We start from the raw sequence: 26,963 nt of genomic DNA, 5'->3' as shown, positions 1-26,963 counted from the left end.
AGGGTGATCCCAAATCCGTTCCCGGCCGACCGGCGTAGTCCCTGCGCGCCGTCGCGGCTCCGCGCTTACCGTGGTGCGGAGTGAGTCCAATCCGCGCGAAGGGACACGCGATGACCGAATCCACAGCCGGGGGCGCCTCCCGCAATCCGGCCGACCGCGGCCGCACCACCATCTCGGACGGGGTGGTCGAGAAGATCGCCGGACTCGCCGCCCGCGAGGTGGTCGGCGTCCACGCCATGGGCAGCGGCAGCGGCTTCTCCCGTACCTTCGGCGCCGTCCGCGACCGGGTACCCGGCGGGGCGAAATCGTCGGTCACCCGCGGAGTGAAGGCCGAGGTCGGCGAGCTGCAGACGGCCCTCGACCTGGAGATCGTCGTCGACTACGGCGTGGCGATCCGCGACGTGGCGCGGGCCGTCCGCGAGAACGTCATCTCGGCGGTCGAGCGGATGACCAGCCTTGAGGTCGTCGAGGTCAACATCGCGGTCAGCGATGTGAAGCTCCCCGACGAGCCCGACGAGGAGCCGGAGCCCCGACTCCAGTGAAGGAGCCCGCATGAGGATGGCGATCGTCGGCCTCTTCGCCGGCATGGCGCTCGCGTTCGCCGGATACTTCGGCGGATTCGGAGCCTTCCTGCTGGTGGCGGCGCTGGGCGCCATCGGCTTCATCGTCGGCCGGTTCCTGGACGGGGACCTGGAACCCGGCGACTTCTTCCGTCCCCGCGACCGCGACAGGTGAGGCCCCGATGACCACGCCACGGGCGGTCCCGCCGCGCGTGCCCCCCGCCGAACGGGGGGCCACCCGGATCGCCGACCGGGTCGTCGCCAAGATCGCTGCGCAGGCCGCCCGGGAGGCCCTCGCCGCACGGCCGGTCGGGCCGCTCCAGGCCGACGGGCCCACGGGGGTCCCCGGTGGTCCGGGTGCCTCTGGTTCCGCCCGGGGCGCGGCGGCCGCCCCGCACGCCACCGTCACCGTGCACCACGACATCGCCCGGGTGCGGGTGAGCCTTGAGCTCGCCTACCCCTCCGACCTCGCCGCGCAGTGCGCGGCCGTCCGCCACCAGGTCGTCCACCGCGTCGAGGAGTGCGCCGGCATGTCCGTGCCCGAGGTGGACATCGACATCGAGCACCTGCATTCCGCGCACACCCGGACCGCCGCCGTACGGGACCGGAAGCTGCGGTGACGGCGCCCGCCCCCGGCCAAGCCCCGCCCCAGACGGTGGCCCCGGCCCGCGTCGCCCGCTTCCGGTCCGCCCGGCGGATCCCGGCCGCGCTGACGGCACTGGCCGTGCTCGGGGCGGCGGGCCTGTTCCTCTACGACCTCGCCGCCGTACGGGCCGGCCGCCCCGGTATGCAGTGGCGCCGGGAACTCGCCCACCAGCTGGAGCAGCAGACGCCCGCGGACCTGTGGGTGCTCGTCGGCGCCGGGGCCCTCGTCGTGGTCGGGGCGGTGCTGCTGCTCCTCGCCCTGACCCCCGGGCTGCGCAGGATCCTGTCGATGCGGACGCCGGACCCGCAGGCCGGGGTCCGGGCCGGGCTGGGGCGCAAGGCCGCCGCGCTGGTGCTGCGGGACCGGGCGATGGAGGTGTCCGGGGTGCGCTCGGCGCGGGTCGCGGTGCGGCGGTCCCGTGTCGCGGTCCGGGCGGAGTCCCACTTCCGCGAGCTGGACGAGGTACGGGCGGACCTGGAGGAGGTCCTCGCCATCGGCATCGGGGAACTGGGCCTCGCGGACGCGCCGCAGCCGCGGGTACGGGTCACCAGGGCCCCCGTCGGGAAGAGGTGAGGGGATGCTCGGGACGGTGAACCGGATCCTGCTCGGGATCATCGGCGCCGTGCTGCTGGTGGCCGGGGTGGCCCTGCTGGCGGCGTTCCGGCCGCTCGGCGGCCGCCACGAGCCACTGCTGACGGCGGCGACCCGGGCGCGGTACTGGCATGCCGAGGGCTGGTGGTGGTGGGCGGTGCTCGCGGGGCTCGGGGTTTGCGTGGTGCTCGCGTTGTGGTGGCTGCTGGCGCAGCTGCGGCGCTCGCGGTTGCGGGCGCTGGTGGTGGACACCGCAGACGGCGCGTTCGCGGTGCTGCGGGGGCGGGCCCTGGAGGATGTGGTGGCCGCGGAGGCGGGCGCGCTGGACGGGGTCGCCCGGTGCAGCGTCGTCCTGCGGGGCCGCCAGGGGCGCCGAAGCCGTCGTGGGGGTCCGAACCTGCGGGTGGAGCTGGAACTGGAGCCGCATGCGGTCCCGGCCGATGCCCTGGCAGCGTTGGCCGGGCCGGTGCTCGGCCATGCCCGCCGGTCGGCGGGCCTCCCCGAACTCCCGGTGGTGGCCCGGTTCCGGGTCGCCTCCCACCGGGCCCGCCGCGTCACCTGAGGCGGCCGGCCCGGGGAGGCGAGCCCGGGGGAGGCCGGGGCGTCAGAAGCCGTGGCGGGAGCCGCCGTCGACCGGGAGCATGATGCCCGTCAGGTACGAGGCCGCGGGCGACAGCAGGAACGCCGCCGAGCGGCCGAACTCCTCCGGGGTGCCGTAGCGGCGCAGCGGAATGCCGGCTTCATTGGCCGCGCGGGCCGCCGCCCCATCGCCCGACAGGGCGTCGAGATCGCGCACCCGGTCGGTATCGATCCGGGCCGGCAACAGTCCGACCACGCGGATGCCGCGCGGTCCGAGCTCCACCGAGAGGGACTTGGCGAAGCCCGCCAGCCCCGGCCGCAGGCCGTTGGAGATCGTCAGGCCCGGGATCGGCTCGTGGACCGAGCCCGACAGGACGAAGCCGATGACCCCGCCCTCGCCCAGTTCGGCGGCCGCCGCGCGGGCCAGCCGTACCGCGCCCAGGAAAACCGACTCGAACGCCGCGGCCCACTGCTCGTCGGTGTTGGTCGCCGCGAAGCCGGGGGTGGGGCCGCCGACGCTGATGAGGATGCCGTCCAGGCGGCCGAAGCGTTCCTTCGCGGTGGCGACGAGCCTGGCCGCCGCCTCCGGGTCGGAGTTGTCCGCGGCGACCCCCACCACGTCCGGCCCCAGCGAGGCCGCCGCTTCGGCGGCCCGCGCCGCGTCGCGGCCCGTCACGATCACCTTCGCGCCGTCCGCCGCCAGTTCGCGCGCCGAGGCGAAGCCCAGGCCACGGGTGGCTCCGGTGACGACGTAGACACGGTCTTTCAGTCCAAGATCCATGCCCGACACGCTACGCCGTCGGCACCGGCTCCCGCTCTGGGGTGGCGCCGGCCGCCGCGGCCGCCGCACGGTCGCGCTTCTCCCGCCGGACGAGGACCAGCCAGCCCACCGGCACCGCCGCCGCGAACAGCCACCACTGCACGGCGTACGCCATGTGCGGGCCGATCGAGTCGTGGTCGGGTTCGGCGACCATCTGCGGGATGCCGCCCGCCGGGGCCGGAGCCGTGAGCTCCAGGTAGCCACCGAGGACGGGCTTGCCCAGGTACTCCGCCTGCTGCGCGCTGTTGATCAGCATCACCTGGCGGTCCGGCAGGCCCTTGCGGTCCTTGATGCCGCTGCCGACGCTCGTTTCGTCGGCCTTCAGCCGGCCGTTGACCGTCACCTCGCCCGAGGGCGCGGCCGGCACCGGCGGGTACGCGCGCGGGTCGTCGCCGCCGGCCACCCAGCCGCGGTTGACCAGGACCACCCGGCCGTCGGACAGCACGAGCGGGGTGAGGACGTGGAAGCCGACCTTCTCGTCGTTGTCGGTCCGCATGCGCACGACGACCTCGTGCGCGGTGTCGTACGTACCGGTCGCGGTGACGGCGCGCCAGTAGTCGGCGCGCGGGACCCGGTGGCCGGGGGAGGTGACCTCGGTCATCGGTACGGGCTTCGCCGTCAGGTTCGACGCGATCAGTTCGTTCTGCGCGACCCGGTGCTCATGGCGGTGGTACTGCCAGAACCCCAGCTTGATCATCGCGGGGATGAAGGCGAGGGCGATCAGGGTGAGGCACACCCATTGCCGGGTCAGCACAAAGCGGTACACGCCCACGACGGTACCCCCAGCCGGGAAGACCCCGGTGGCCGGGTGGCCGTCCGGGGTCGGGGAGGAGAGGTCACACCCGGTCGACGATGCCCACCTTCCCTTCCGCGCGGGCGCAGTGCGCCCCGCAGAACCACTGGCCCTCGACTTCGACGCCCTGCCCGATGATCTGCACCCGGCAGTGCTCGCAGATCGGCGCCATGCGGTGGATGGCGCAGGAGAAGCAGTCGAAGACGTGCACGCTGCCCTGCGCGTGCACCTCGAAGGACATGCCGTAATCGTTTCCGCAGACCTCACAACGTGCCATGCGCCACAGGGTGGGACCGGACGGGCGCAGCGCGAAAGGGGGCGCCGGGCGAGTCGCCCGACGCTCACCCGTCTGCCGCAGCCACGTCCCGCAGCAGTTGGGTGAAGGCCGCCTCGTCGACCACCGGCGTACCGAAGGACTTCGCCTTGACCGTCTTGGAGGTGGCCGAGTCGGGGTCGTTCGTCACGAGCAGGCTCGTGAGCCGCGACACACTCGTCGCGACGTGCAGGCCCGCCTCGACCGCCCGGTCCTCCAGCAGCTCCCGGTCCACCGAGGTGTCACCCGAGAAGGCGATCCGCATGCCCTGCTTGAGCGGTTTGCCGTCCTCGAAGCGGCCCGGGTTCGGGTGCGGGCACGGCTGCCGCTTGCGCGAGGGCCGCCAGCTGCCGCTCCCGTACGAGGCCTGCCGGCCGATCCGCGGGGTGACCGGGGAGTCCGACCACTCCGTCAGCGGGCGGCATTCCAGCAGGGGCAGCCGTACCCCGTCCCGCGCGGCGGCGTGCAGCGACGGACGGAACGCTTCCGCGAGCACGCGGGCGTCGTCGAGCGCGTGGTGGGCGCGCTGCTGGACCACCCCGAAGTGCGCGGCGAGCGACTCCAGCTTGTGGTTGGGCAGCGGGAGGTTCAGCTCCTTCGACAGGGCGATGGTGCACAGCCGCTGACGGACCGGTGCGGTCACGGAGGCCCGCGCGTACTCGCGGGCGATCATCTGCCAGTCGAACATGGCGTTGTGCGCGACCAGCACCCGGTCCGCGAGCCGGCCCGCGAACTCCTCGGCGATGTCCTGGAAGAGCGGCGCGTCCTGGAGCATGTCGCTCGTCAGCCCGTGGATCCAGACCGGGCCCGGGTCCCGCTGCGGGTTGACCAGGGTGTACCAGTGGTCCTCCACGTTGCCCTGGGCGTCGAGCCGGTAGACGGCGGCGGAGATTATCCGGTCGTCGCGAGCGAGCCCGGTCGTCTCCACGTCGACGACCGCGTACCCCTCGGGGTACGCGGTCGGCCACGTCGTCTCTGCGGTCGTACGGTCGTCGAGCATGGTCACAGAGGATATCGGCACGGACTGACACCCGTGTCCCGACGGCCTTTCACCGTCCGCCGTCCGCCACTCGTCCACGGCTCGGCGGGGAGGTCGTGCCGTCGGCCAGGAGGGTGTGGACCAGGGCCCGTACGGAGAGCAGGAACAGGCGTTCCGGGTCCGCCGGGCGGGCCAGGGCGCGGGCGAGTTCCGGGTCGTCGGGGGCGGCGGTGGGGGTCTCCCCGGCGGAGCCGGGGGGAGGAGCCCAGAGGTCGCTCTCGGCGGGGGACTGGGCGGGGGAGCGTTCGCGGTTGCGCTCCACGAGCAGGAAGCCGACGATCTGGAACTGGACCGCGCGCACCGCGTCGGCGGCCCGGGCCCCGCGCAGCCCGGCCGCGCGCACCTCGTGGACCAGGGCCTGCTGGGCGGGCAGGAACATCTGCTCGGTGAGGCCGCGTTCGTGGACCATCGCGATCAGGTGCGGGCGCTCGCGCAGTTCGCGGCGCAGGATCCGGGCCACGGAGAGGATCCGCTCGACGGGGCTGTGGCCGGCCGGCCGGATCGCGCCCATCTCCTGGACGGTCCGCTCCACGAGGGCGTCGAGCAGTGATTCGCGGTTGCCGACGTGCCAGTAGATGGAGGTCACCGCGGTGCCCAGCTCGGCGGCGAGTTTGCGCATGGTGAGGGCGGCCGGGCCGTGCTGCTTGACCAGGGAGGCGGCCGCCTCCAGTACCTCGGCGCGGGTGAGCGTGGTTCTGGCCATGGCCGTCCGCCAATCTGTCGGGGCGTCAGTTCTGGTCGGTGCAGGGGTCTTTACCCTTCATCGGTGGCGGTGTAACTGTGTTACAGAACCGACTCCCCCCGAGACGAGGGATGGTGCGATACATGGCACGCATACGGTACGGAGCGCGCACCGAGGCCGAGATCGCGGCGTCGCGCGAGAAGAGTTCCCGGCTCCCCGACATCTGGTCCACCGGCGTGGTCGCGGTCTGGGAGAGCGACCCGGACGTGGTGGCGGCGGTCCTGCCGCCTCCGCTCAAGCCCGCCGAGCGACCCCTGGTGCGGGCCAACATCAGCAAGGTCGACCTGCCCGGCTACCCCCTGGGCGCCGGCTCGGTGGCCGTCGCCGCCCAGCACGGCGGGGTCGAGGGCTGGTACCCGTTGGTCATGCCGATGACCCACGAGCGGGCCCTGGTCGGAGGCCGCGAGGTCTTCGGCGAACCGAAGAAGCTGGGCGAGGTCACCGTCGAGCGCGAGGGCCTCGTCGTACGGGCCGCCCTGGCCCGGCACGGGATCGCCTTCGTCGAGGTGCGCGGGGCGGTCGACCGCGAGCTGCCGCTGCCCGAGCCCGCCACCAAGACCGACTTCTACTTCAAGTTCCTCCCCGCGGTGGACGGTTCGGGCTTCGACGCCGACCCGGTCCTCGTGCACGTCACCCGCAACGAGAAGGTCCGCAAGCTGGAGCACATCACCGGTGACGTGGTCCTGCGCGAGTCGATGTTCGACCCCGTCGCCGACCTCCCCGTGCGCCGGATCGTGGAGATCACCATCGGCGAGAAGACCACCGACCAGAAGGGCCGCGTCGTGGAGCGGGTCAGCGCCCAGGCCCTCCTCCCGTACGTCCACCAGCGCTACGACGACCCCATGCAGATCCTCGACGGCCCGCCCGAAGGGAGCATCTGACGTGCGCCTCGAACCCGGGCAGGTGGCCGTCGTCACCGGCGCCGCCAGTGGCATCGGCCTCGCCATGGCCCGCCGCTTCGCGGCCGAGGGGCTGAAGGTCGTCCTCGCCGACGTGGAGGAGGGCGCCCTGCGCAAGGCCGCCGACGAGCTGACCGCCGACGGCGCCCAGGTGCTCGCCCGGCCCGTCGACGTCAGCGACCGCGACTCCGTGACCGCTCTGGCCGACGCCGCGTACGACGCCTTCGGCGCCGTGCAGGTGCTCTGCAACAACGCGGGCGTCGGCTCCGGCGCCGAAGGCCGGATGTGGGAGCACGAGCCCAACGACTGGAAATGGGCCTTCTCCGTCAACGTCTGGGGCGTCTTCCACGGGATCCAGGCCTTCGTCCCCCGCATGATCGCGGGCGGCGGCCCCGGCCACGTCGTCAACACATCCTCCGGCGACGGCGGCATCGCCCCGCTGCCCACCGCCTCCGTCTACGCCGTCACCAAAGCGGCCGTGGTCACCATGACCGAGTCGCTGTACGCCCACCTCAAGGCGGAGGGCGCCGCCATCGGCGCCTCCGTCCTCTTCCCCGGACCGCACATGCTGCGCACCGGGCTGTGGGAGTCGCACCGCAACCGGCCCGAGCGGTACGCCAAGGAGCGGCCGCGCAAGACCCCGTACCGCGGCCTCGACCAGTACGAGGCCGCGATGAGGGCGGCCGGCCACGAGGTGGACTTCACCCCGGTCGAGGAGGTCGCCGAGCACGTCGTCGACGGCATCCGCGCCGACCGCTTCTGGATGCTCCCGGCGAGCGAGCACAGCGATCGGCAGATCCGCGCCCGGTCGCAGTCGATGCTCGACCGCGCCAACCCCGCCTACCTGGAGAGCTTCATCCTCGACTGAGGAGCCGTGCAGTGAGTGACACGCCGTACGAAGACCCGTACCTGATCATCTCCTCCGACTGCCACGCGGGACTGCCGACCGAGCAGTACCGCCCCTACCTCGACTCCCGGTTCCATCCGCAGTTCGACGAGTTCCTCGGCCAGCGCGACGCCCGCCGCGCCGAAGCCACCCGCCTCGGCGTCCGCAACGAGGCCTTCGCCGAGAAGTGGTTCCACGATCACGAGGAGGGCCTCAAGGGCGGCTGGGACACCGCGCAGCGCCTGAAGGAACTCGACGGCGACGGGGTCGCCGCCGAGGTCGTCTTCCCCGACGCCGACGCCGTGGACAGCCAGACCGCAGCGCCCTTCGGGGTGGGCCTCGGGCTCTCCGGCGACCAGGACCCCGAGCTCGGCATGGCGGGCGCGCAGGCGCACAACCGCTGGCTGGCGGAGTTCGTCTCCCAGACCCCCGAGCGGCACTGCGGGGTCGCCCTGCTGCCCATCACCGGCGAGCCGTCGAAGGTCGTCGCCGAGATCCACCGGGCCAAGGACTCCGGGCTCGGCGCGCTGATGATCCCCGCGATGTGGGTGGACAAGGCGCCCTACCACGACCGCCGCTACGACCCCGTCTGGGCGGCCGCGGCCGAGACGCAGATGCCGATCGTCACCCACTCCGGGTCCTCCCCCCGCCACGAGTACGGGGACCACCTGGGCATCTTCGTCTCCGAGGTCACCTGGTGGCCGGCCCGTCCGCTGTGGTTCCTGCTCTGGTCCGGGGTCTTCGAACGGCACCCGGGCCTGAAGTTCGGCGTCGCCGAGTCGGGCTGCTGGTGGCTGCCGAACCAGTTGTGGTTCATGGACCGCCTGTACCTCGGCGCGCACGGTGGCAAGAAGCTGTCGCCGTTCGAGGAGCTGAAGCGCCCGCCGAGCGAGTACCTGGACCGGCAGGTGTTCATCTGTGCGACGAACACCAAGCGGCGCGAGCTCGCGCAGCGCTACGAGATCGGCGTGGACAACATCCTGTGGGGATCGGACTTCCCGCACCCCGAGGGGACCTGGCCCGACACCCGGTCCTGGCTGAAGAACACCTTCCACGACATCCCCGTCGGCGAGACCCGCCGGATGCTGGGCCTGGCCGCGGCGGACGTCTTCGGTTTCGACACGGGCAAACTCGCCCCGATCGCCCGCCGGATCGGCCCGACACCGACGGAACTGGGTCAGAGCGCCGACCAGGCGGCGGTGGAGGCCTCCTGGGCCCGGTCCCGCGAAGTCGGCCGACACTGGCTGACCGACAACGACTTCCCCGTCCTGGGGGTGTCGCGGTGACGGGCGACCGCTACACGGTCATCTCGGCGGACTGCCACGCCGGCGCGGACCTGCTGGACTACAAGCCGTACCTGGAGAAGCGGTACCACGAGGAGTTCGACGCCTGGGCCGCCACGTACGTGAACCCGTACGAGGACCTCCTCGCGGACACCGCGGACCGCAACTGGAACTCGGCGCGGCGGCTGTCCGAACTGGAGGCGGACGGCATCGTGGCCGAGGTCGTCTTCCCCAACACCATCCCGCCGTTCTTCCCCAAGGCCTCCTTGATGGCCCAGCCGCCGACGGCCGCGGAGTACACGATGCGGTGGGCCGGGCTCCAGGCCCACAACCGCTGGCTGGCGGACTTCTGCGCGGACGCGCCGGGCCGCCGGGCGGGCGTGGTCCAGATCCTGCTGAACGACGTGGACGCGGCGGTGAAGGAGATCCGCCGCACGAAGGAGGCGGGCCTCACGGGCGGCATCCTGCTGCCCGGCGTGCCGCCCGGCTCGTCGGTCCCGGAGCTCCACTCGGCGGCGTACGACCCGATCTGGGCGGTGTGCGACGAGCTGGACGTCCCCGTCAACCACCACGGCGGCTCGGCGTCGCCGCCGCTCGGCGACGAACCGGCGGCCCGGGCCGTCTTCATGGTGGAGACCACCTGGTTCTCGCACCGAGCCCTGTGGCACCTCATCTTCGGCGGGGCCTTCCGCCGCCACCCCGGCCTCAAGCTGGTCCTGACGGAGCAGGGCTCCGGCTGGATCCCGGGCGTGCTGGACATGCTGGACTACTACCACGGCCGCCTGGTCGCGGCCTCGGCCACGGCGGAGGCCAAGTTCGGGGCGGGCCTGGCCGAGTCCATGGGCAAGGGCCCGAGCGAGGTCTGGCGGGACAACTGTTTCGTGGGGGCCAGCTTCATGCGCCCCCACGAGGTCCCGCTGCGGGAGCGGATCGGCCTCGACAAGATCATGTGGGGCAGCGACTACCCCCACGACGAGGGCACCACCCCGTACTCCCGCGAAGGCCTGCGCATCGCGTACGCGGGCCTCCCCCGGGACGAGGTCGCCGCGATGGCCGGCGGCAACGCGGCCCGCGTGTACGGCTTCGACCTCTCCCTCCTCGACGGCCTGGCGGCGAAGCACGGCCCGCTGGTGACGGAGATCGCCGAGCCGCTGACGCAGGTCCCGCCCGAAGCCACCAGCCCCGCGTTCGCCCGGGGCGGCTCGGTCCGGGTCTGGTGAGGGCGTGATCCCGCCGGGCGGCTCAGTGCCTGAACACGAGCCGCCCCGGCGGGAGCCGCTCGCCGCCGACCACGCTGGTGCGCCGGTCCACCTCGATCACGAGCCCGTCCGTGTCCGCGAACGGTGAGAGGTCCAGTGTCCCGAGGCATTCGCGCAGTACGAGAAGCCGCAGCCCGGGCAGCTCGGTCAGCGGCTCCAGCGTCCCCTCGAACGCGCACCTGATCAGCACGAGTTCGGTCAGGTGCCGGTACGGCACGAGGGCCGCCGCCGACACGGATGCGGCATGCCGGATCTGCAGGGAGCCGAGCCCCGGGAGCGGGAGCGAGCGGACCAGCTGCCGGTACTGCAGGCTGCCCGCGATCGTCAGGTCCTTCACCCCCGGCCACCGCTCGATCCCGTCGAGGGTCATCCGGCGGACGCCTTGCCACAGGGCCAGGGACGTCAGCCCCTCGGCCGCCGGGACGTCCCCGATCCACCGCTGTTCCGGCTCGAACCCGATGACCAGGGACTTGAGCCCCTCGACCGCCGCCAGCGGGGCCAGCGAGAGCCCCTCCCGGAGGTAGCCGAAGGCGAGGCTGTCCGCCGCCGCCAGCTCGGCGACCGCCTCGATGCCCGTGACCTCCGGGCAGTCCAGTACGCCGAGGTGCCGGAGCTTCGGGTGTCCAGCCAGCGGTGCGAGATCGGTCAGCGCCGGATTGCGGTGGATGACCAGCCACTCCAGGTCCCGCCGCCCGGAGATATCCGTCGGGATGGCGCCGTTCCACGTGAGGTGGACCCGTTGGACGTGGGGCATCCGGCCGAGCACGGACAGCTGCTCCGGCGTGCGGACGTGCAGGTGCCCGACGCGCACGGGGGCATCGGCCAGGACCGCGTCCGCGTACGCGTCGTTGGGGAACCGCCCCCAGGAGTCGGACAGTTCGTGGACCACGTCGTAGCGGTCGTCCCTGCGGAAGCCGGCGATGACCTGGAGCGCCCGCTCGCCGCCGACCAGTGCGGCCGTGCGGATGACGGCGGCGGCCTGCTGCTCGTCCAGGCCCGCCGGGCCCGGCAGGAGTTCCAGGACCAGTTCGCCCGCCTTGGCCAGCTCCTCGGCCTGCCCCACCGAGTGCGGCGGCAGCAGGTGCGCCGTACGCGCCTCCACCTCGTGCCAGACCGCGGGGTCCAGCTCCGGGGCGTGCTCCAGGCAGGCCGCGGCCAGCAGGACCAGCCGGCTCTGGTCCCGCTTGACCTTGTCGGCCCGCCGCAGCAGCTGCCGGAGCAGGCGCGCACGCTCATCGGGGCGGGCGTGCCCGACGGCCATGCGGACCACGTCCTCCCACGCGTCCTCGTGGGCGTTGCCCACCAGCACGCCGAAGTCCCGTGCTTCCACGGCCGCTTTGGCGCCCAGGTAGTCCTGGAAGGTCCGGTGCACGAAGTGGACCGACCCCGGTACCGGTTCGCGGAGCAGCCCGCTGCGGATCAGCAGGTGCCGGAACACCTGCTCGACTCCTGCCTGCGCCCGCACCTGGGGCATGGCAGCGAGCCACTCGCCGACCATCTCCTGCGCCTCCGTGCAGGACGCCTCCACCTGGCCGTTGCGGATGAGCCAGTACGCGAGCCGCTGGAGCAGCAGGGTCTGCTCGTCCCTACTGAGGTACACGCCCTCGACGCCTGATATGTCCCGTTCGGTGTCCCGGCGCACCAGGAGCATGTCCAAGGCGGCGTCGTACAGCTCCTTACGGGCCCGGGGCAGGTGCATGTGGCGGTCCCGGTTCAGGGCGCACAGCAAGGCGCACATGAGGGGGTTCGAGGCCAGCCATCCGAGGTCCCGGCGGGAGCCGACGGACTGGATGAGCGACTTCTCGTACCGCTCCAGGCTGTCCCGCTCCTCCTCGGAGCCGCACTCCGCGCGGGCGGAGTCGTGCCAGTGCGTGATGAACGCGCTCACGTCGGCGCGCTCCATCGGCAGCAGGGACAGGAGGGAGAAGCCCTGCGCGGTCAGCCAGTCCTCCGGGACCGCCGACGGCCGGGTGGTCACCACGTAACGGGCCCGGGGATAGGCCGCGAGCAGGGATCTGAGCCACTCCTCCGTGCGGCTGCGGAACTTGGACGGCACTTCGTCGACCCCGTCGACCAGGACGAGCGCCCGCCCTTGGGACAGCAGGTTCTCGACCCAGCCGTCCGGCGCGCGCAGCGGCACCCCCGAGGCGCGCAGCCAGTCCTGCGGCATCGGCAGGCCCTCGGGCGAGTTGAACGAGCGCAGCCGTAGGACGAAGGGGACGAGGGTGTTCCAGTGGTGCAGGCCGGCCTTGAAGCTCCGCCTCGCCGCGTTCAGGGCCAGCCACTGCACCAGGGTGCTCTTGCCCGAACCCGCCGGGCCGCGCAGCAGGACGCGCTCGGAGGCGCTCAAGGCCAGCTCGGTCTTCATGGCCGAGTGGCGGCCGGGCTCCTCCAGCAGCTGCTCGCCGCTCACCGCCAGGCTGATGTACGCCAGGTCCAGCGGCCACTCCGCACGGGCCTGGCTGAAGGTCAGGCCGAACAGCTGGAGGCGGCCGTGGGTATCGGCGACGTAGCGCGCGTACCGCTCCTCGAACGCGTGGGCCGCGCCGTCCTCGCGCCGCCCCATCCGCTCCACGACGCGCGTCAGCTCGCCGGTGCGGCGGATCAGCTCCACCTCCGCGCGCGCCCCGAAGCCCGGCAGCGTCGTCGTGTACTCCACGGCGTGCGCGCAGCACAGGGCGACCAGGTCGCGGTAGACGGACTCGGCCGCCTCGCTCAGGGCCGCGCCGCGCGGCGGCGCCAGCATCGCGGCCAGGGCCGCCGGGTCCAGGTCCGCCGCGAAGAGGGCCTCCGCGTCCAGCGTCCCCAGTGCGGCGAACGCGTCGCCCACCGCGTCGACCACCGCCAGGCGTTCGTGCTCCGGCAAGCGGCCCGTTGCCTCGCCCAGGCGCGCGGCCAGTACGTGGGCCAGCCGGCGGACCTCCGGCCCGCCCAGTTCCTCCGGGCGCTGCCAGCGGGCCGCCGGATGCACCGGGTCGGCGGCCAGTCCCGCGCCCGGTGCGCGGCCCAGTAGGGACTTCACCAGCGCTCCCGCCGCCGTCCCCGCCACCTTTAAGAGAACCGTCTCGAAGCCCGTCATCCCCCGCCCTCCCCTTGACCCGGACATCATCTCGCGAACCCGGGGTAACACCGATGGATACCGATCGGTAACAACCCCTAGCGGCGCCCCCGAACCCGCTCTATGGTGCGGGCATGCCGAACCTGCCCGATGTCGTGCTGTGGTCCATACCTGCCTTCGTGCTGCTCACCGTCATCGAGGTGGTGAGCTACCGGCTCCATCCCGACGAGGACGCCGCCGGCTACGACACCAAGGACGCGGTCACGAGCGTCGCCATGGGGCTCGGCAGCATCGGCTTCGACCTGCTCTGGAAGATCCCGGTCGTCGCCGTCTTCACGGCGGTCTACGAACTGACCCCGCTGCGGGTCCCGTTCCTGTGGTGGACCGCCCTGCTGATGCTGCTCCTCCAGGACTTCCTCTACTACTGGCAGCACCGGCTCCACCACGTCATCCGCATCCTGTGGGCCTGTCACGTGGTCCACCACAGCAGCCGTCGGTTCAACCTCACCACCGCCCTGCGCCAGCCCTGGACCAGCGCGACCACCTGGTGGTTCTACCTGCCGATGGTCGCCCTCGGCGTGCACCCGGCCGCGATCCCGTTCTGCTACGGCCTGAACCTCCTCTACCAGTTCTGGGTCCACACCGAGCGCATCGGAAAGCTGCCGCGCGCCTACGAGTACGTCTTCAACACCCCCTCGCACCACCGCGTCCACCACGCCTCCCAGGGCGGCTACCTGGACCGCAACTTTGGCGGCATCCTGATCATCTGGGACCGGATGTTCGGCTCCTGGGTCGGGGAGACCGACAAGCCCGTCTACGGGCTCACCAAGAACATCAACACCCACAACCCGCTGCGCGTGGCCACGCACGAGTACGCCGCCATCGCCCGCGACGTCCGCGCCGCCCGCAGCTGGCGCGAGCGGGCGGGCCGCGTCTTCCGCGGCCCCGGCTGGCAGCCCGCACCAGCACCCGTACCCGCCCCCGCCGCCGGGACCACAGCGCGCAGCGCCCCCGCCGCCGAGCCCGCGACCGCCCCGGAGCACGCCGCGTGAGCGACACCGACTCCCGTACGCCCTCCTGGGCGCGCCCCGCGGCGGCAGCCGCCGACGGGGCGGCCGGCCGGATCCTGCTCGCCGCCTTCGCCGCCGCGACCGTCGTCGACCTCGGCTCGCTGCTGGCCGGCTGGCACCTCGGGCACGTCATCGCCAAGCCGCTGCTGATGCCGCTGCTCGTCGCCCACGTGGTCACCCGGCGGGCTCCCGGGCTGCTGATCGCCGCCCTGCTGTTCGGATGGGGCGGGGACCTGGCGCTGCTCTTCGACGCCGAGCCCGCCTTCCTCGTCGGCATGGGATCCTTCGCCGCCGGGCACGTCTGCTACCTCGTGCTCTTCGGTCGGCGCGGTACGCATCCCGCGCTCGGGGGCGCGTACGCCGTCGCCCTCCTGGGGACCGTCGCGCTGCTCTGGGGCGACCTGCCAGCCGGTCTGCGCATCCCGGTCGCCGGGTACAGCCTGCTGCTCACCGCCATGGCCTACCGCTCCAGCGCCCTCGGCCTGCGCGCCGGCCTCGGCGGGGCGCTGTTCCTGCTCTCCGACACGCTGATCGCCACCGGCGTCGCCGACTGGCCGCAGCTGCCCCGCCCCGACTTCTGGATCATGGCCACCTACGTCGCCGCCCAGTACCTGCTGGCCACCGGGGCTCTCGCCCCGGCGCAGGCGTACGGTAGGACAGTCCTACAAGACTGAACTACCTGATCCGGAGGGCTGCACGACCATGCGAGCCACCGTCATCCACGCCCCGCACGACATCCGCGTGGAGGAGGTGCCCGACGCTGCGATCCAGCGCCCCGAGGACGCCGTCGTCCGCGTGCTGCGCGCCTGCATCTGCGGCAGCGACCTGTGGGCCTACCGCGGCGAGGCCGAGCGCCAGCCCGGCCAGCGCATCGGCCACGAGTTCCTCGGCATCGTCGAGGAGACCGGCCCGTCCGTGTCCGGCCTCAAAGCCGGCGATCTCGTCGTCGCCCCCTTCATGTGGTCCGACGGCACCTGCGACTACTGCTCCGAGGGCCTGCACACCTCTTGCGTGGACGGCGGCTTCTGGGGCTCGGTCGGCCACGACGGCGGGCAGGGCGAGGCCGTCCGTGTCCCGCACGCCGACGGCACCCTCGTGAAGCTGCCCGCGGACGCCGTCTCCGACGACCACCTGCTGACCGGCCTGCTCGCACTGTCCGACGTCATGGGCACCGGGCACCACGCCGCCCTGGGCGCAGGCGTCCGCAAGGGCTCCACCGTGGCCGTCGTCGGCGACGGCGCGGTCGGCCTGTGCGGGGTCCTCGCCGCCAAGCGCCTCGGCGCCGAGCGGATCATCGCACTGGGTCGGCACACCGTCCGTACGGACATCGCCAAGCTCTTCGGGGCCACCGACGTCGTCGCCGAGCGCGGCGAGGCCGCCGAGGCCGCCGTCCGCGAGCTCACCGGCGGCCAGGGCGCCCACGCGGTCATCGAGGCCGTCGGCACCGAGCAGTCCATGCGCACCGCCGTGAACATCACCCGCGACGGCGGGGCCATCGGCTACGTCGGCGTTCCGCACGGCAGCGGCACGGGCCTCGACCTCGGCGTCATGTTCGACCGCAACATCACCCTGCGCGGCGGCGTCGCCCCGGTGCGCGCGTACATCCCGGAGCTGCTGGCGGACGTGCTGAGCGGCGCGATCGACCCGGCGCCCGTCTTCGACCGCGCCGTGTCCCTGGACGAGGTCCCGGACGGCTACCGTGCGATGGACGACCGCAGCGCGCTGAAGGTGCTCATCAAGCCCTGACGGCCCGGAACGGGCGGAGGGGCCGGCCCGGGGAAGTTCCCCCGGGCCGGCCCCTCCCGTTCGAGCCGCTACTTCACGGCCTTCAGCGCGTCCACCACGCCGTAGCCGTAGTAGCCGGTCTGGCCCCACTTGCTCTGGCAGGTGGTGGCGTCGACCAGCGCGCCCGTGGCGTCGTACAGCTTCTCCGGGCAGGCCGCCTTCGTGGCCTGGGCCTTCAGCATGGCCTGGAGCTGCGAGGGCGTGGCCTGCGGGTGGGCGCTCTTGAGCAGCGCCGCCACGCCCGCCACGTGCGGTCCGGCCATCGAAGTGCCCTGCTTGTAGCCGTAGCCGCCGCCCGGCAGGGTGGACAGCACACGACCGTTGGCGTCCGGGGTGGCCGGAATCTGCCACTTGTCGCCGCCGGGGGCGGCGACGTCGACGACGCCCAGGCCGAAGCTGGAGTAGTACGACCTGATGCCCTGGTCACCGGTCGCGCTCACCGTGACCACACCCGGGAGCTGGGTGGGAATGTCCAGGCAGACGTGCGGGTCGATCGTGCGCGGGACCGGGGTGCCGTCGTCCGGGCTCGTGTCGTCGACTATCGCGTTCGACGCCAGGTCGTGGTTCGAGTTCCCGGCAGAGGCCACGCTGAGGACGCCCTTGCGCTCGGCGTACTTGGTCGCCCGGCCGAGGGCCTCCACCAGCGCCTTCTGGTCGTCGTCCGCCTTGCAGTTGTAGAGCCAGGGGTCGACGTAGTAGCTGTTGTTGGTCACCTCGATCCCCTTCTCGGCGGCGAACATGAAGCCGCAGACGACCGCCTCGGTGAAGAACAGGCTGGTGCCCGGCTCGCTGACCTTGATGGCGGCGACCTTCACGCCCGGGGCGACGCCCGAGATGCCGATGCCGTTGCGCGCGGCCGCGATGGTCCCGGCGACGTGCGTGCCGTGGTCGCTGCCGTCGGGGTACGGGCGCCACGCGCCGTCGGTGGTGTCCGCGACACCGCCGACGCAGTTCGCCGACTGGCCCTTGGAGAAGTTCGCCGCGAGGTCCGGGTGGGTGTCGTCGACACCCGTGTCGATGACGCCCACGGTGACGTCCGGGCTGCCATCGTTGATCTTGTGCGCCTGATCGGCCTTGATCGCCCGCAGGTCCCACTGGTTGGGCTCCAGCGGCTCCTGACCGTCCGCGGCGGCTGCCGCCGCCTTGGCGGCGTCCGCCGCGCTCAGCTTCTGCGTCGTGCCCTCCTCGGTGGTCTGCACCGGCTGGAGGGGGGCCGTCCGGGTGGCGCCGACCGACACGAAAAGGCCGCGCTGCGCGCGCAGCTGCTTGGCGAAGTCCGGGTTCTGGGAGTGTGCGACGACGACCCCGATCTGCTCGTAGGACGTCACCACCGTTCCGCCGGCCCGCTCGACGGCCTTCTTCGCGGCCTTGACCGTGGCGTACGTGTTCAGGTTCGCGACGTACGAGAGCTTCGGGCCCGTGGTGTCGGGCTTCGCCGCGGTCGCCGTACCCGCCGTGTTGCCCAGCGGGGCGGCGGAGGCCGCGACCGAGGGCAGGAAGGCGAGCGAGGCGGTGAGCGCCAGGCCGATCGGTACGGCGATACGCCGGCGACCGGATCCCAGATGAGCCATGGGTTCTCCACATCATCCGTGAAAGAAGCCGTCCGCGCGCGGTCGCGCAGGACGACGGGTTCATGACAGGTGAACCTAGTGCCGCCGTTCGCCACTCCGCCATCAGTTCGACAAATCAATTTCCCAAGTATCAGCGGGTGTTGAACCGTCCCGACGCGCCGTACGTGCCGTTGACAAGGGGGGATCAGCGCCACCGTCCCCCCCCACACGGAGGTTGTTTTGTCCGTCGTCCCCACCGCACCCGCGTCACAAGGAGAGCCCCCCGTGACCACCGAAGCAGCGCCGCCGCACGGCAGCGCGGTAACGCCCGCGGCGAGCCCCACGGCCGAAGAGTTCGAAAGCGTCCAGCAGAGCGCCGAATTCGCCGAACTGCGCACTTCCTACCGCTCCTTCGCCTTCCCTCTCACCGTGGCCTTCATCGCCTGGTACCTGCTCTACGTCCTGCTGTCCAACTACGCCGGCGGGTTCATGGGGACCAAGCTCTTCGGCAACGTCAACGTCGCCCTCGTGTTCGGCCTCGCCCAGTTCGCGACGACCTTCCTCATCGCGTACCTGTACTCCCGGCACGCCGCCGCGAAGCTCGACCCCAAGGCCGCGGCGATCAAGGCGCGGATGGAGGCCGGCGAATGAGCGACACCCTCGCGCTCCCCCTCGCGGCGGACTTCGCCGCCGGGGCCACCGAGCACCGGCCGCTGATCATGACCCTGTTCGGGCTGTTCGTCGTCGCCACCCTCGTCATCACGATCTGGGCCGGCCGCCAGACCAAGGACGCCGCCGACTTCTACGCGGGCGGCCGCCAGTTCACCGGCTTCCAGAACGGCCTGGCCATCTCCGGCGACTACATGTCCGCCGCGTCCTTCCTCGGCATCGCCGGCGCCATCGCGCTCTTCGGGTACGACGGCTTCCTCTACTCCATCGGCTTCCTCGTGGCCTGGCTGGTCGCCCTGCTGCTCGTCGCCGAGCCGCTGCGCAACTCCGGCCGCTACACGATGGGCGACGTCCTCGCGTTCCGGATGCGCCAGCGGCCCGTCCGTACCGCCGCCGGCACCTCCACCATCGTGGTCTCGATCTTCTATCTGCTCGCCCAGATGGCGGGCGCCGGCGTGCTCGTCTCGCTGCTCCTCGGCATCACGAGCGACGGCGGCAAGGTCGCCGTCGTCGCGCTGGTCGGCGTGCTGATGATCCTCTACGTCACCATCGGCGGCATGAAGGGCACCACCTGGGTCCAGATGATCAAGGCGGTCCTGCTCATCGCGGGCACCCTGCTCATCACCTTCCTGGTGCTGTTGAAGTTCAACTTCAACATCTCCGACCTGCTGGGCAAGGCGGCCGAGAACAGCGGCCAGGGCGCCAAGTTCCTGGAGCCCGGCCTCAAGTACGGCAAGGACTCGACGACCAAGCTGGACTTCATCTCGCTCGGCATCGCACTGGTCCTCGGCACCGCCGGCCTGCCGCACATCCTGATCCGCTTCTACACGGTGCCCACGGCCAAGGCCGCCCGCAAGTCCGTGAACTGGGCCATCGGCATCATCGGCGCCTTCTACCTGATGACCATCGCCCTCGGCTTCGGCGCCGCCGCCCTGCTCAAGCGGACCGACATCCTCGCCTCCAACAAGGCCGGCAACACCGCCGCCCCGCTGCTCGCCCAGGAGGTCGGCGGCGGAGCCGGCTCCACGGGCGGCGCGGTCCTGCTCGCCGTGATCTCCGCGGTCGCGTTCGCCACCATCCTCGCGGTGGTGGCCGGGCTCACCCTCGCCTCGTCGTCGTCCTTCGCCCACGACCTGTACGTCAACGTGATCCGCAAGGGCAATGCCACCGAGAAGGAGGAGGTCCGGGCGGCCCGCTGGTCCACCGTCGTGATCGGCGCCGTCGCCATCGGCCTCGGCGCCCTGGCCCGCGACCTCAACGTCGCCGGGCTCGTCGCCCTCGCCTTCGCGGTCGCCGCCTCCGCGAACCTGCCGACGATCCTCTACAGCCTCTTCTGGAAGCGCTTCACCACCCGGGGCGCACTGTGGTCCATCTACGGAGGCCTCGTCTCCGCGGTCGTCCTGGTGCTGTTCTCCCCGGTCGTCTCCGGAAAGCCCACCTCGATGTTCAAGGACGCCGACTTCTACTGGTTCCCCCTGGAGAACCCGGGCATCGTCTCGATCCCGCTCGGCTTCCTGCTGGGCTGGCTGGGAACCCTCCTGTCCAAGGAGGAGGCCGACCCCAAGAAGTTCGCGGAACTTGAGGTCCGCTCCCTCACGGGAACGGGCGCGCACTGAAATACTCCACACACGGAACGTGGCCGCGTCGTACTTCTCTACGACGCGGCCACGCCGTGTCTCGTTCATTTGGGCATCCCGAGGAGTCACGGCCGTCGCGTAGGCTCGAATACAGCGCCAGGCATTTATTCAAAGTGGCGCAAACCTCTATGGACCGGACTGGGGAGGGGGCCCGAAATGCTTCTCGACACCTACGGCCGCGTGGCCACTGACCTGCGCGTCTCGCTCACCGACCGGTGCAATCTGCGCTGTACGTACTGCATGCCCGAGGAGGGCCTGCAGTGGCTCGGGAAATCGGATCTGCTGAGTGACGAGGAGATCGTCCGGCTGATCCGCATCGCCGTCACACAGCTGGGCATCACCGAAGTCCGCTTCACCGGCGGGGAGCCGCTGCTGCGCCCCGGCCTGGTCGGGATCGTCGAACAGTGCGCGGCCTTGGAGCCCCGCCCCAAGATGTCCCTGACCACCAACGGCATAGGCCTCAAGCGCACCGCACAGGCGCTCAAGGCCGCGGGCCTGGACCGGGTAAACGTTTCGTTGGACACGCTGCGGCCCGAGGTCTTCAAGACCCTCACCCGGCGCGACCGGCACCACGACGTCATCGACGGCATGGCCGCGGCCCGCGAGGCCGGCCTGACCCCCGTCAAGGTCAACGCCGTCCTGATGCCGGGCCTGAACGACGACGAGGCCCCCGACCTGCTCGCCTGGGCCGTCGAGAACGAGTACGAACTTCGCTTCATCGAGCAGATGCCGCTCGATGCCCAGCACGGCTGGAAGCGCGACGGCATGATCACCGCCGGGGACATCCTCGCGTCGCTGCGCACCCGCTTCACGCTCGCCGAGGAAGGCGCCGAAGAACGCGGATCCGCCCCGGCGGAGCGCTGGCTGGTCGACGACGGCCCGGCCACCGTCGGCGTGATCGCCTCGGTCACCAGACCCTTCTGCGGCGCCTGCGACCGCACCCGGCTCACCGCGGACGGCCAGGTCCGTACCTGCCTGTTCGCCACCGAGGAGTCGGACCTGCGCGGAGCCCTGCGCTCCGGCGCTCCGGACGAGGAGATCGCCCGCCTGTGGAAGGTGGCGATGTGGGGCAAGAAGGCCGGGTCCGGACTCGACGACCCGTCCTTCCTCCAGCCCGACCGCCCGATGTCCGCGATCGGCGGCTGACGGCCGATCGGCGACCGCCGCTCCGGCGCCTAGCGGCGCTCCGAGCCCTCCGGCTGGACCCATTCGTCCAGCTTCACGACGTCCTTGAGGAAGCCGCGGACCCCCAGGAACTGGGACAGGTGTTCGCGGTGCTCCTCGCACGCCAGCCAGGTCTTGCGGCGCTCCGGCGCGTGCAGCTTCGGGTTGTTCCACACAAGGACCCAGACGGCCGCATCGCGGCAGCCCTTCGCCGAGCAGGCGGGCGCCTCGGCGGACCCGGGGGAACGAGCGGCGTCGGGAGCATCGGGGGAGTCAGGGGAGTTCACGCCTCAACCCTACAAACCCCTGCCACGGAAAGGCGACGCCGGGCAGCCACGGGGGGAGCTGCCCGGCGTCGGTCCGTCGCTCCGACGGGGGATGCGGAGCGCGTAGGCAGTATGTCACGCAGGACCCGGTGCAGTGCACCGGAACTTCATGATTGATCTGAGGTTTTCTTGAGGTTTCCCGTGTTCAGTGCCGGACGCACAGGTGAGGGGATGAAGTGCGAGGGCAGTGAGGGGGTCGATTCGCGCCCCGCGTTGGCGATGACCACGGCCACGTACGGTAGCAGCGCGCCCGCGATGAGCGTCACGATCGCCACGTGACGTTCCACGTTCCACAGGACCACCGTCGCCACCACCGACAGCGTCCTGATCGCCATCGAGATGACGTACCGGCGCTGGCGTCCCCGCACGTCCTCGTCGAGGCCCATCCGGGCTCCGGTGATCCGGAAGACCTCGGCTCCGTTCCGCTTCTTCCGCTCCACGCTCCACCGCCCGATTCGCCTGCCGGACGCTCCCCGGTCCGGACCTCTCCACCGTACGCCGCCCGTTCCGTGACGAGGAGAGGGGGTGTCCCCCGAACGGGGGCGTCCGAAATGCGCAGTAGGCCGTACGGGTCGAAACTGGGCCCACATGCGCACAACGCGCCACGAGGAGGCTCGACATGCAATGGTTGTGGGCGATCATCGTCGGTTTCGTGCTGGGCCTCATAGCCCGGGCGATCCTGCCGGGCAAACAGCACCAGCCCCTCTGGCTGACCACCCTCTTCGGCATCGTCGGTGCGATCCTCGGCAACGCCGTCGCGCACTGGATCGGCGTCGGGGACACCAAGGGCATCGACTGGACCCGGCACCTGCTGGAGCTCGCCGGAGCCGTCCTGATCGTGGGCCTCGGCGAGATGATCTACATGTCGCTGCGGGGCGGGAAGAAGCAGACGATCTGAGGGCGGCATGACGGAGGGGCCGGCCGGACATCCGTCCGCACCGGCCCCTCCGCCGCGCTCAGCCGTCAAGCCGTCGGCCGTGGCCCTCAGGCGCCCGTGACCTCGACCGCCGCCAGGTTCTTCTTGCCGCGGCGCAGCACCAGCCAGCGCCCGTGCAGCAGCTCCTCCTTGGCGGGGACCGCGTCCTCGGCGGTGACCTTCACGTTGTTCACGTAGGCGCCGCCCTCCTTCACCGTCCGGCGACCGGCCGACTTGCTCGCCACCAGCCCGGTCTCCGCGAGCAGGTCCACCACCAGGCCGAGCTCGGTGACCTCGGCGCGCGGCAGCTCGGACAGGGCGGCGGCCAGCGTGGCCTCGTCCAAGTCCGCGAGCTCGCCCTGGCCGAACAGCGCCTTCGACGCCGCGATCACGGCGGCGCACTGGTCGGCGCCGTGCACCAGGGTGGTCAGCTCCTCCGCCAGCGCCCGCTGGGCGGCGCGCGCCTGCGGACGCTCCGCGGTCTGCGCCTCCAGCTCTTCCAGCTCCGTGCGGGACTTGAAGGACAGGATCCGCATGTAGGTGGAGATGTCCCGGTCGTCCACGTTCAGCCAGAACTGGTAGAAGGCGTACGGGGTGGTCATCTCCGGGTCCAGCCAGACGGCCCCGCCCTCGGTCTTGCCGAACTTGGTGCCGTCGGCCTTGACCATCAGCGGGGTCGCCAGCGCGTGCACCTCGGCGTGCGGCTCCAGGCGGTGGATCAGGTCGAGGCCGGCCGTGAGGTTGCCCCACTGGTCGGACCCGCCCTGCTGGAGGGTGCAGCCGTAGCGCCGGTACAGCTCCAGGAAGTCCATGCCCTGGAGCAGCTGGTAGCTGAACTCGGTGTAGCTGATGCCCTGGTCGGACTCCAGGCGCTTGGCGACCGAGTCCTTCGTCAGCATCTTGTTGACGCGGAAGTGCTTGCCGATGTCCCGCAGGAACTCGATGGCGGACATGCCCGCCGTCCAGTCCAGGTTGTTCACCATGACGGCCGCGTTCTCGCCCTCGAAGGACAGGTACGGCTCGATCTGGGACCGCAGCCGGCCCACCCAGTTGGCTACGGTCTCCGGGTCGTTCAGCGTTCGCTCGGCGGTCGGCCGCGGGTCGCCGATCTGACCGGTGGCCCCGCCGACCAGCGCCAGCGGCCGGTGTCCGGCCTGCTGGAGCCGCCGTACGGTCAGCACCTGTACCAGGTGTCCCACGTGCAGGGACGCCGCCGTCGGGTCGAAGCCGCAATAGAAGGTGACCGGACCGTCCGCGAAGGCCTTGCGCAGCGCTTCTTCGTCGGTGGACTGGGCGAAGAGCCCACGCCACTTCAGCTCGTCGACGATGTCCGTCAAGGTCTCTCGACTCCTTCAGATGATGATTGCGTCACGCCCGATGACCAGTCTAGGTGGATCAGACGCCCCTGCTGACCGAGCTCATGTTGAAGTCCGGGATCCGCAGAGCGGGCATCGCGGCCCGGGTGAACCAGTCGCTCCACTCGCGCGGCAGGGTCTTTTCGGTCCGGCCCGCCTCCACGGCCCGCGACAGCAGGTCCACCGGCGATTCGTTGAACCGGAAGTTGTTCACCTCGCCGACGACCTGGCCGTTCTCCACCAGGTAGACGCCGTCCCGGGTCAGCCCCGTCAGCAGCAGCGTCGCCGGGTCCACCTCGCGGATGTACCAGAGGCAGGTCAGCAGCAGACCCCGCTCGGTGTCGGCCACCATCTCCTCCAGCGACTTGTCGCCGCCGCCCTCCAGGATCAGGTTCCCGAAGCCCGGCGAGACCGGCATGCCGGTCATGGCCGCGCTGTGCCGGGTCGTGGTCAGCCGTGCCAGTTCGCCCTCGCGCAGCCACTCCGTCGCCGGGACCGGCAGGCCGTTGTCGAAGACCGAGGCATCGTCGCCCGAGCTGTGCGCGATCACGAACGGAGCGGACTCCAGGCCCGGCGCGTTCGGGTCGCTGCGCAGGGTCAGCGGCAGCTCGGACAGCTTCTCGCCGAGCCGGGTGCCGCCGCCGGGCTTGGAGAACACCGTGCGGCCCTCGACCGCGTCCCGGGCCGACGCGGACCACATCTGGTAGATCAACAGGTCGGCGACCGCCGTCGGGGGCAGCAGGGTCTCGTACCGGCCCGCGGGCAGGTCGATCTTCCGCTCCGCCCAGCCCAGTCGTACCGCGAGCTCGGCGTCCAGCACGGTCGGGTCCACGTCCTTGAAGTCCCGGGTGGAGCGGCCGGTCCAGGCCGAGCGCTGCCGGTCGGGGGACTTGGCGTTGAGCTCCAGGGTGCCGTTCGGCTGGTCGTGACGCAGCCGCAGGCCCGTCGAGGTGCCGACGTACGTGGAGACCAGCTCGTGGTTGGCGAAGCCGTACAGCTCCCGGCCGCCCGCACGGGCCCGGGCGAAGGCCTCGCCGAGGGCCGGGGCGAAGTCCGCGAACACGGCCGAGGAGGTCTCGGCCGGGGCGTCCGCGAAGTCGGGCGAGGACGGCGTCCCGGTGACCAGCGGCCGGGCGTCCTCCGCGGGGCCGGCGCTCCGCGCGGCGGCCTCGGCGGCGCGGACCAGCGGCTCCAGGTCGTCCGCGGTGACGGCGGAGCGCGATACGACCCCCGAGGCCGTGCCCTCCTTGCCGTCGACCGTGGCGATGACCGTCAGGGTCCGGCCGCGGGTCACGCCGTTGGTGGTGAGCGCGTTGCCCGCCCAGCGCAGGTTGGCCGTCGACTCCTCGTCGGCGATGACGACGCAGCCGTCGGCGGTGGACAGCTCCAGCGCCCGCTCGACGATCTCGTGGGGCTTGCTGCGTCCGTTCGAAAGCGTGCTCATCGGCCGGCCTCCTGCGTGGTGTTCAAGATGTTCACGTCGCGGAACAGCGCGGACGGGCAGCCGTGCGAGACCGCCGCGACCTGCCCCGGCTGGGCCTTGCCGCAGTTGAAGGCGCCGCCCAGCACGTACGTCTGCGGGCCGCCGACCTTCTCCATGGAGCCCCAGAAGTCGGTGGTCGTGGCCTGGTAGGCGACGTCGCGCAGCTGCCCGGCCAGCCTGCCGTTCTCGATCCGGAAGAACCGCTGCCCGGTGAACTGGAAGTTGTAGCGCTGCATGTCGATCGACCAGGAGCGGTCGCCGACGACGTAGATGCCGCGCTCCACCCCGCCGATCAGGTCCTCGGTGGACAGCCCGCCCGGATCCGGCCGGAGCGAGACGTTCGCCATCCGCTGGACGGGCACGTGCCCGGGGGAGTCGGCGAAGGCGCAGCCGTTGGAGCGGCCGAGGTCGGTGAGCTTCGCGATCCGCCGGTCGAGCTGGTAGCCGACCAGGGTGCCGTCCTTGACGAGGTCCCAGCTCTGCGCCTGGACGCCCTCGTCGTCGAAGCCGATGGTGGCGAGCCCGTGCTCGGCGGTGCGGTCGCCGGTCACGTTCATGACCGGGGAGCCGTACTTGAGCTTGCCGAGCTGGTCGAAGGTGGCGAAGGAGGTCCCCGCGTACGCGGCCTCGTAGCCCAGCGCCCGGTCGAGCTCGGTGGCGTGACCGATGGACTCGTGGATGGTGAGCCACAGGTTGGACGGGTCCACGACCAGGTCGTAGCGCCCGGCCTCGACGCTCGGCGCCCGCATCTTCTCGGCGAGCAGCCCGGGGATCTGCTCCAGCTCGGTGTTCCAGTCCCAACCGGTGCCGGTCAGGTACTCCCAGCCGCGGCCGGCCGGCGGGGCGATGGTGCGCATCGAGTCGAACTCGCCGGTGGTGGCGTCCACGGCCACCGCGGTCAGCTGCGGGTGGATCCGCACGCGCTGCTGCGTGGTCACGGTGCCCGCGGTGTCGGCGTAGAACTTGTTCTCGTGGACGGCGAGCAGCGAGGCGTCGACGTGCGCGACCCCGTCGGCGGCCAGCAGGCGGGAGCTCCAGTCGGCGAGCAGGGCCGCCTTCTCCGCGTCCGGGACCTCGAACGGGTTCACCTCGTACGCGGAGATCCACGTCTTGTCGGCGTGCACCGGCTCGTCGGCGAGCTCGACCCGCTCGTTCGAACCGGCGGCCTTGATGACCTGGGCGGACAGCTTGGCCATGGCCACGGCCTGCGAGGCCACCTTGGCGGCACCGTCCATGGTCAGGTCCACACCGGAGGCGAACCCCCAGCTGCCCCCGTGCACCACCCGGACCGCGTACCCGAGGTCGGTGGTGTCGGAACTGCCGGACGGCTTGGCGTCCCGGAGTCGCCAGGAGGCGCTGCGGATCCGTTCGAGCCGGAAGTCGGCATGGTCGGAGCCCAGCGCGCGGGCCCGGGCGAGCGCCGCGTCGGCGAGCGCCCGCAAGGGCAGCGCGGTGAAGGCCGCGTCGATGGAATGGGGCACGAAGTCCTCCCGGGGTCGGGGCCGGTCGCCTCGATCATGTCGCGCTCGGGGCGCTTGTG

Annotated in this window: 28 protein-coding genes; 16 read left to right on the top strand and 12 right to left on the bottom strand. The window is 71.8% G+C overall.

What is annotated here, in order from left to right; genetic code table 11:
- Positions 1–110 precede the first annotated feature (110 nt).
- The 5 genes from OHA65_RS10150 to amaP are packed head-to-tail and all read left to right on the top strand — an operon-like array spanning position 111 to position 2,359.
- On the top strand, positions 111–542 hold the full coding sequence (locus OHA65_RS10150; RefSeq protein WP_327282802.1) for an Asp23/Gls24 family envelope stress response protein: 432 nt from the start codon (positions 111–113) through the stop codon (positions 540–542).
- 10 nt (positions 543–552) lie between these two features.
- Positions 553–735: a hypothetical protein gene (locus OHA65_RS10145; RefSeq protein ID WP_327282801.1), complete on the top strand. Its 183-nt coding sequence runs from the start codon at positions 553–555 to the stop codon at positions 733–735.
- Between the two features lie 7 nt (positions 736–742).
- Positions 743–1,180, top strand: a complete 438-nt coding sequence (locus OHA65_RS10140) for a hypothetical protein (protein ID WP_327282800.1) — start codon at positions 743–745, stop codon at positions 1,178–1,180.
- Positions 1,177–1,779: a DUF6286 domain-containing protein gene (locus OHA65_RS10135; RefSeq protein ID WP_327282799.1), complete on the top strand. Its 603-nt coding sequence runs from the start codon at positions 1,177–1,179 to the stop codon at positions 1,777–1,779. Before OHA65_RS10140 ends, OHA65_RS10135 begins: the two co-directional genes overlap by 4 nt.
- Positions 1,780–1,783: 4 nt before the next feature.
- Positions 1,784–2,359, top strand: coding sequence for an alkaline shock response membrane anchor protein AmaP (gene amaP / locus OHA65_RS10130; RefSeq protein ID WP_327282798.1), 576 nt, complete (start codon positions 1,784–1,786; stop codon positions 2,357–2,359).
- A 42-nt stretch (positions 2,360–2,401) separates the two neighbouring features.
- On the opposite strand, the gene OHA65_RS10125 is transcribed toward amaP, so the two are convergent.
- From OHA65_RS10125 to OHA65_RS10105, 5 genes are all read right to left on the bottom strand, one after another.
- On the bottom strand, positions 2,402–3,157 hold the full coding sequence (locus tag OHA65_RS10125; protein WP_328762338.1) for an SDR family oxidoreductase: 756 nt from the start codon (positions 3,155–3,157) through the stop codon (positions 2,402–2,404).
- A 10-nt stretch (positions 3,158–3,167) separates the two neighbouring features.
- Entirely contained in the window at positions 3,168–3,962 is a 795-nt protein-coding gene (locus OHA65_RS10120) for an SURF1 family protein (protein WP_327282796.1), read from the bottom strand.
- Between the two features lie 70 nt (positions 3,963–4,032).
- Positions 4,033–4,266, bottom strand: a complete 234-nt coding sequence (locus OHA65_RS10115; protein WP_078613516.1) for a hypothetical protein — start codon at positions 4,264–4,266, stop codon at positions 4,033–4,035.
- Between the two features lie 64 nt (positions 4,267–4,330).
- A complete protein-coding gene (locus OHA65_RS10110) occupies positions 4,331–5,308 on the bottom strand; it encodes a DEDDh family exonuclease (protein WP_327285599.1) in 978 nt (325 codons plus the stop codon).
- Between the two features lie 43 nt (positions 5,309–5,351).
- Positions 5,352–6,044 (bottom strand): TetR family transcriptional regulator, encoded by a 693-nt coding sequence (locus tag OHA65_RS10105; RefSeq protein WP_329313141.1) that lies wholly within the window; start codon positions 6,042–6,044, stop codon positions 5,352–5,354.
- Between the two features lie 122 nt (positions 6,045–6,166).
- Between OHA65_RS10105 and OHA65_RS10100 the strand changes: the two genes are divergently transcribed.
- The 4 genes from OHA65_RS10100 to OHA65_RS10085 are packed head-to-tail and all read left to right on the top strand — an operon-like array spanning position 6,167 to position 10,371.
- A complete protein-coding gene (locus OHA65_RS10100) occupies positions 6,167–6,964 on the top strand; it encodes an acetoacetate decarboxylase family protein (RefSeq protein WP_327282794.1) in 798 nt (265 codons plus the stop codon).
- 1 nt (position 6,965) lies between these two features.
- Positions 6,966–7,850 carry an SDR family NAD(P)-dependent oxidoreductase gene (locus OHA65_RS10095; RefSeq protein ID WP_328762333.1) on the top strand — a complete coding sequence of 295 codons (885 nt, stop codon included), beginning with the start codon at positions 6,966–6,968 and terminating at the stop codon, positions 7,848–7,850.
- Between the two features lie 11 nt (positions 7,851–7,861).
- A complete protein-coding gene (locus OHA65_RS10090) occupies positions 7,862–9,154 on the top strand; it encodes an amidohydrolase family protein (RefSeq protein WP_327282792.1) in 1,293 nt (430 codons plus the stop codon).
- The gene (locus OHA65_RS10085) at positions 9,151–10,371 is read left to right on the top strand and encodes an amidohydrolase family protein (protein WP_328762331.1); all 1,221 of its coding nucleotides are present in this window, start codon (positions 9,151–9,153) and stop codon (positions 10,369–10,371) included. Before OHA65_RS10090 ends, OHA65_RS10085 begins: the two co-directional genes overlap by 4 nt.
- A gap of 22 nt (positions 10,372–10,393) precedes the next feature.
- Here OHA65_RS10085 and OHA65_RS10080 read toward each other — a convergent pair whose 3' ends face one another.
- Positions 10,394–13,489, bottom strand: a complete 3,096-nt coding sequence (locus OHA65_RS10080) for an NACHT domain-containing protein (RefSeq protein WP_328762329.1) — start codon at positions 13,487–13,489, stop codon at positions 10,394–10,396.
- A 113-nt stretch (positions 13,490–13,602) separates the two neighbouring features.
- Between OHA65_RS10080 and OHA65_RS10075 the strand changes: the two genes are divergently transcribed.
- From OHA65_RS10075 to OHA65_RS10065, 3 genes are read left to right on the top strand one after another with little or no spacing between them, the layout of a single operon-like run.
- Positions 13,603–14,520: a sterol desaturase family protein gene (locus OHA65_RS10075; protein WP_327282789.1), complete on the top strand. Its 918-nt coding sequence runs from the start codon at positions 13,603–13,605 to the stop codon at positions 14,518–14,520.
- On the top strand, positions 14,517–15,212 hold the full coding sequence (locus OHA65_RS10070) for a lysoplasmalogenase (RefSeq protein ID WP_327282788.1): 696 nt from the start codon (positions 14,517–14,519) through the stop codon (positions 15,210–15,212). Before OHA65_RS10075 ends, OHA65_RS10070 begins: the two co-directional genes overlap by 4 nt.
- 28 nt (positions 15,213–15,240) lie before the next feature.
- Positions 15,241–16,284, top strand: a complete 1,044-nt coding sequence (locus tag OHA65_RS10065) for a zinc-dependent alcohol dehydrogenase family protein (protein WP_327282787.1) — start codon at positions 15,241–15,243, stop codon at positions 16,282–16,284.
- 68 nt (positions 16,285–16,352) lie between these two features.
- Here the strand turns inward: OHA65_RS10065 and OHA65_RS10060 are convergent, their stop codons facing one another.
- A complete protein-coding gene (locus tag OHA65_RS10060) occupies positions 16,353–17,894 on the bottom strand; it encodes a S8 family serine peptidase (protein ID WP_327282786.1) in 1,542 nt (513 codons plus the stop codon).
- A 264-nt stretch (positions 17,895–18,158) separates the two neighbouring features.
- Between OHA65_RS10060 and OHA65_RS10055 the strand changes: the two genes are divergently transcribed.
- From OHA65_RS10055 to moaA, 3 genes are all read left to right on the top strand, one after another.
- Positions 18,159–18,524: a DUF485 domain-containing protein gene (locus tag OHA65_RS10055; protein ID WP_327282785.1), complete on the top strand. Its 366-nt coding sequence runs from the start codon at positions 18,159–18,161 to the stop codon at positions 18,522–18,524.
- The gene (locus tag OHA65_RS10050) at positions 18,521–20,158 is read left to right on the top strand and encodes a cation acetate symporter (protein ID WP_327282784.1); all 1,638 of its coding nucleotides are present in this window, start codon (positions 18,521–18,523) and stop codon (positions 20,156–20,158) included. Before OHA65_RS10055 ends, OHA65_RS10050 begins: the two co-directional genes overlap by 4 nt.
- A 177-nt stretch (positions 20,159–20,335) precedes the next feature.
- Positions 20,336–21,325: a GTP 3',8-cyclase MoaA gene (moaA, locus tag OHA65_RS10045; RefSeq protein WP_327282783.1), complete on the top strand. Its 990-nt coding sequence runs from the start codon at positions 20,336–20,338 to the stop codon at positions 21,323–21,325.
- A 29-nt stretch (positions 21,326–21,354) separates the two neighbouring features.
- On the opposite strand, the gene OHA65_RS10040 is transcribed toward moaA, so the two are convergent.
- Both OHA65_RS10040 and OHA65_RS10035 read right to left on the bottom strand, forming a co-directional pair.
- Positions 21,355–21,630, bottom strand: a complete 276-nt coding sequence (locus OHA65_RS10040; protein ID WP_328762323.1) for a hypothetical protein — start codon at positions 21,628–21,630, stop codon at positions 21,355–21,357.
- A 146-nt stretch (positions 21,631–21,776) separates the two neighbouring features.
- Complete coding sequence (locus OHA65_RS10035) at positions 21,777–22,055, bottom strand: DUF3099 domain-containing protein (RefSeq protein ID WP_327282781.1); 279 nt, start codon at positions 22,053–22,055, stop codon at positions 21,777–21,779.
- Between the two features lie 233 nt (positions 22,056–22,288).
- Here OHA65_RS10035 and OHA65_RS10030 point away from each other — a divergent pair, with 233 nt between their 5' ends.
- Positions 22,289–22,567, top strand: a complete 279-nt coding sequence (locus tag OHA65_RS10030; RefSeq protein WP_327282780.1) for a GlsB/YeaQ/YmgE family stress response membrane protein — start codon at positions 22,289–22,291, stop codon at positions 22,565–22,567.
- Positions 22,568–22,653: 86 nt separating this feature from the next.
- On the opposite strand, the gene tyrS is transcribed toward OHA65_RS10030, so the two are convergent.
- Genes tyrS through OHA65_RS10015 form a run of 3 tightly spaced genes read right to left on the bottom strand, consistent with a single transcriptional unit; the run spans position 22,654 to position 26,904 of the window.
- A complete protein-coding gene (gene tyrS, locus OHA65_RS10025) occupies positions 22,654–23,922 on the bottom strand; it encodes a tyrosine--tRNA ligase (RefSeq protein WP_327282779.1) in 1,269 nt (422 codons plus the stop codon).
- A gap of 58 nt (positions 23,923–23,980) precedes the next feature.
- On the bottom strand, positions 23,981–25,384 hold the full coding sequence (locus tag OHA65_RS10020) for a metallopeptidase TldD-related protein (protein ID WP_327282778.1): 1,404 nt from the start codon (positions 25,382–25,384) through the stop codon (positions 23,981–23,983).
- Positions 25,381–26,904 carry a TldD/PmbA family protein gene (locus OHA65_RS10015; protein WP_327282777.1) on the bottom strand — a complete coding sequence of 508 codons (1,524 nt, stop codon included), beginning with the start codon at positions 26,902–26,904 and terminating at the stop codon, positions 25,381–25,383. The genes OHA65_RS10020 and OHA65_RS10015 overlap by 4 nt, the downstream gene beginning before the upstream one ends.
- Between the last annotated feature and the right edge of the window lie 59 nt (positions 26,905–26,963).

Origin of the sequence: Streptomyces sp. NBC_00045 (genome assembly GCF_045041095.1) — a bacterium.
In the GTDB taxonomy this organism is placed as follows: Bacteria; Actinomycetota; Actinomycetes; order Streptomycetales; family Streptomycetaceae; genus Streptomyces.
The sequence above is the reverse complement of the archived record's forward strand: the minus strand, read 5'-3'. Positions and strand labels throughout refer to the sequence as shown.

Coding starts and splice junctions, on each gene's coding strand:
- OHA65_RS10145 (WP_327282801.1), top strand. CDS start 553: ATGAGGATGGCGATCGTCGGCCTCTTCGCCGGCATGGCGCTCGCGTTC.
- OHA65_RS10125 (WP_328762338.1), bottom strand. CDS start 3,157: ATGGATCTTGGACTGAAAGACCGTGTCTACGTCGTCACCGGAGCCACC.
- OHA65_RS10150 (WP_327282802.1), top strand. CDS start 111: ATGACCGAATCCACAGCCGGGGGCGCCTCCCGCAATCCGGCCGACCGC.
- amaP (WP_327282798.1), top strand. CDS start 1,784: ATGCTCGGGACGGTGAACCGGATCCTGCTCGGGATCATCGGCGCCGTG.
- OHA65_RS10075 (WP_327282789.1), top strand. CDS start 13,603: ATGCCGAACCTGCCCGATGTCGTGCTGTGGTCCATACCTGCCTTCGTG.
- OHA65_RS10080 (WP_328762329.1), bottom strand. CDS start 13,489: ATGACGGGCTTCGAGACGGTTCTCTTAAAGGTGGCGGGGACGGCGGCG.
- OHA65_RS10105 (WP_329313141.1), bottom strand. CDS start 6,044: ATGGCCAGAACCACGCTCACCCGCGCCGAGGTACTGGAGGCGGCCGCC.
- OHA65_RS10050 (WP_327282784.1), top strand. CDS start 18,521: ATGAGCGACACCCTCGCGCTCCCCCTCGCGGCGGACTTCGCCGCCGGG.
- OHA65_RS10140 (WP_327282800.1), top strand. CDS start 743: ATGACCACGCCACGGGCGGTCCCGCCGCGCGTGCCCCCCGCCGAACGG.
- OHA65_RS10100 (WP_327282794.1), top strand. CDS start 6,167: ATGGCACGCATACGGTACGGAGCGCGCACCGAGGCCGAGATCGCGGCG.
- OHA65_RS10020 (WP_327282778.1), bottom strand. CDS start 25,384: ATGAGCACGCTTTCGAACGGACGCAGCAAGCCCCACGAGATCGTCGAG.
- moaA (WP_327282783.1), top strand. CDS start 20,336: ATGCTTCTCGACACCTACGGCCGCGTGGCCACTGACCTGCGCGTCTCG.
- OHA65_RS10065 (WP_327282787.1), top strand. CDS start 15,241: ATGCGAGCCACCGTCATCCACGCCCCGCACGACATCCGCGTGGAGGAG.
- OHA65_RS10035 (WP_327282781.1), bottom strand. CDS start 22,055: ATGGGCCTCGACGAGGACGTGCGGGGACGCCAGCGCCGGTACGTCATC.
- OHA65_RS10030 (WP_327282780.1), top strand. CDS start 22,289: ATGCAATGGTTGTGGGCGATCATCGTCGGTTTCGTGCTGGGCCTCATA.
- OHA65_RS10115 (WP_078613516.1), bottom strand. CDS start 4,266: ATGGCACGTTGTGAGGTCTGCGGAAACGATTACGGCATGTCCTTCGAG.
- OHA65_RS10060 (WP_327282786.1), bottom strand. CDS start 17,894: ATGGCTCATCTGGGATCCGGTCGCCGGCGTATCGCCGTACCGATCGGC.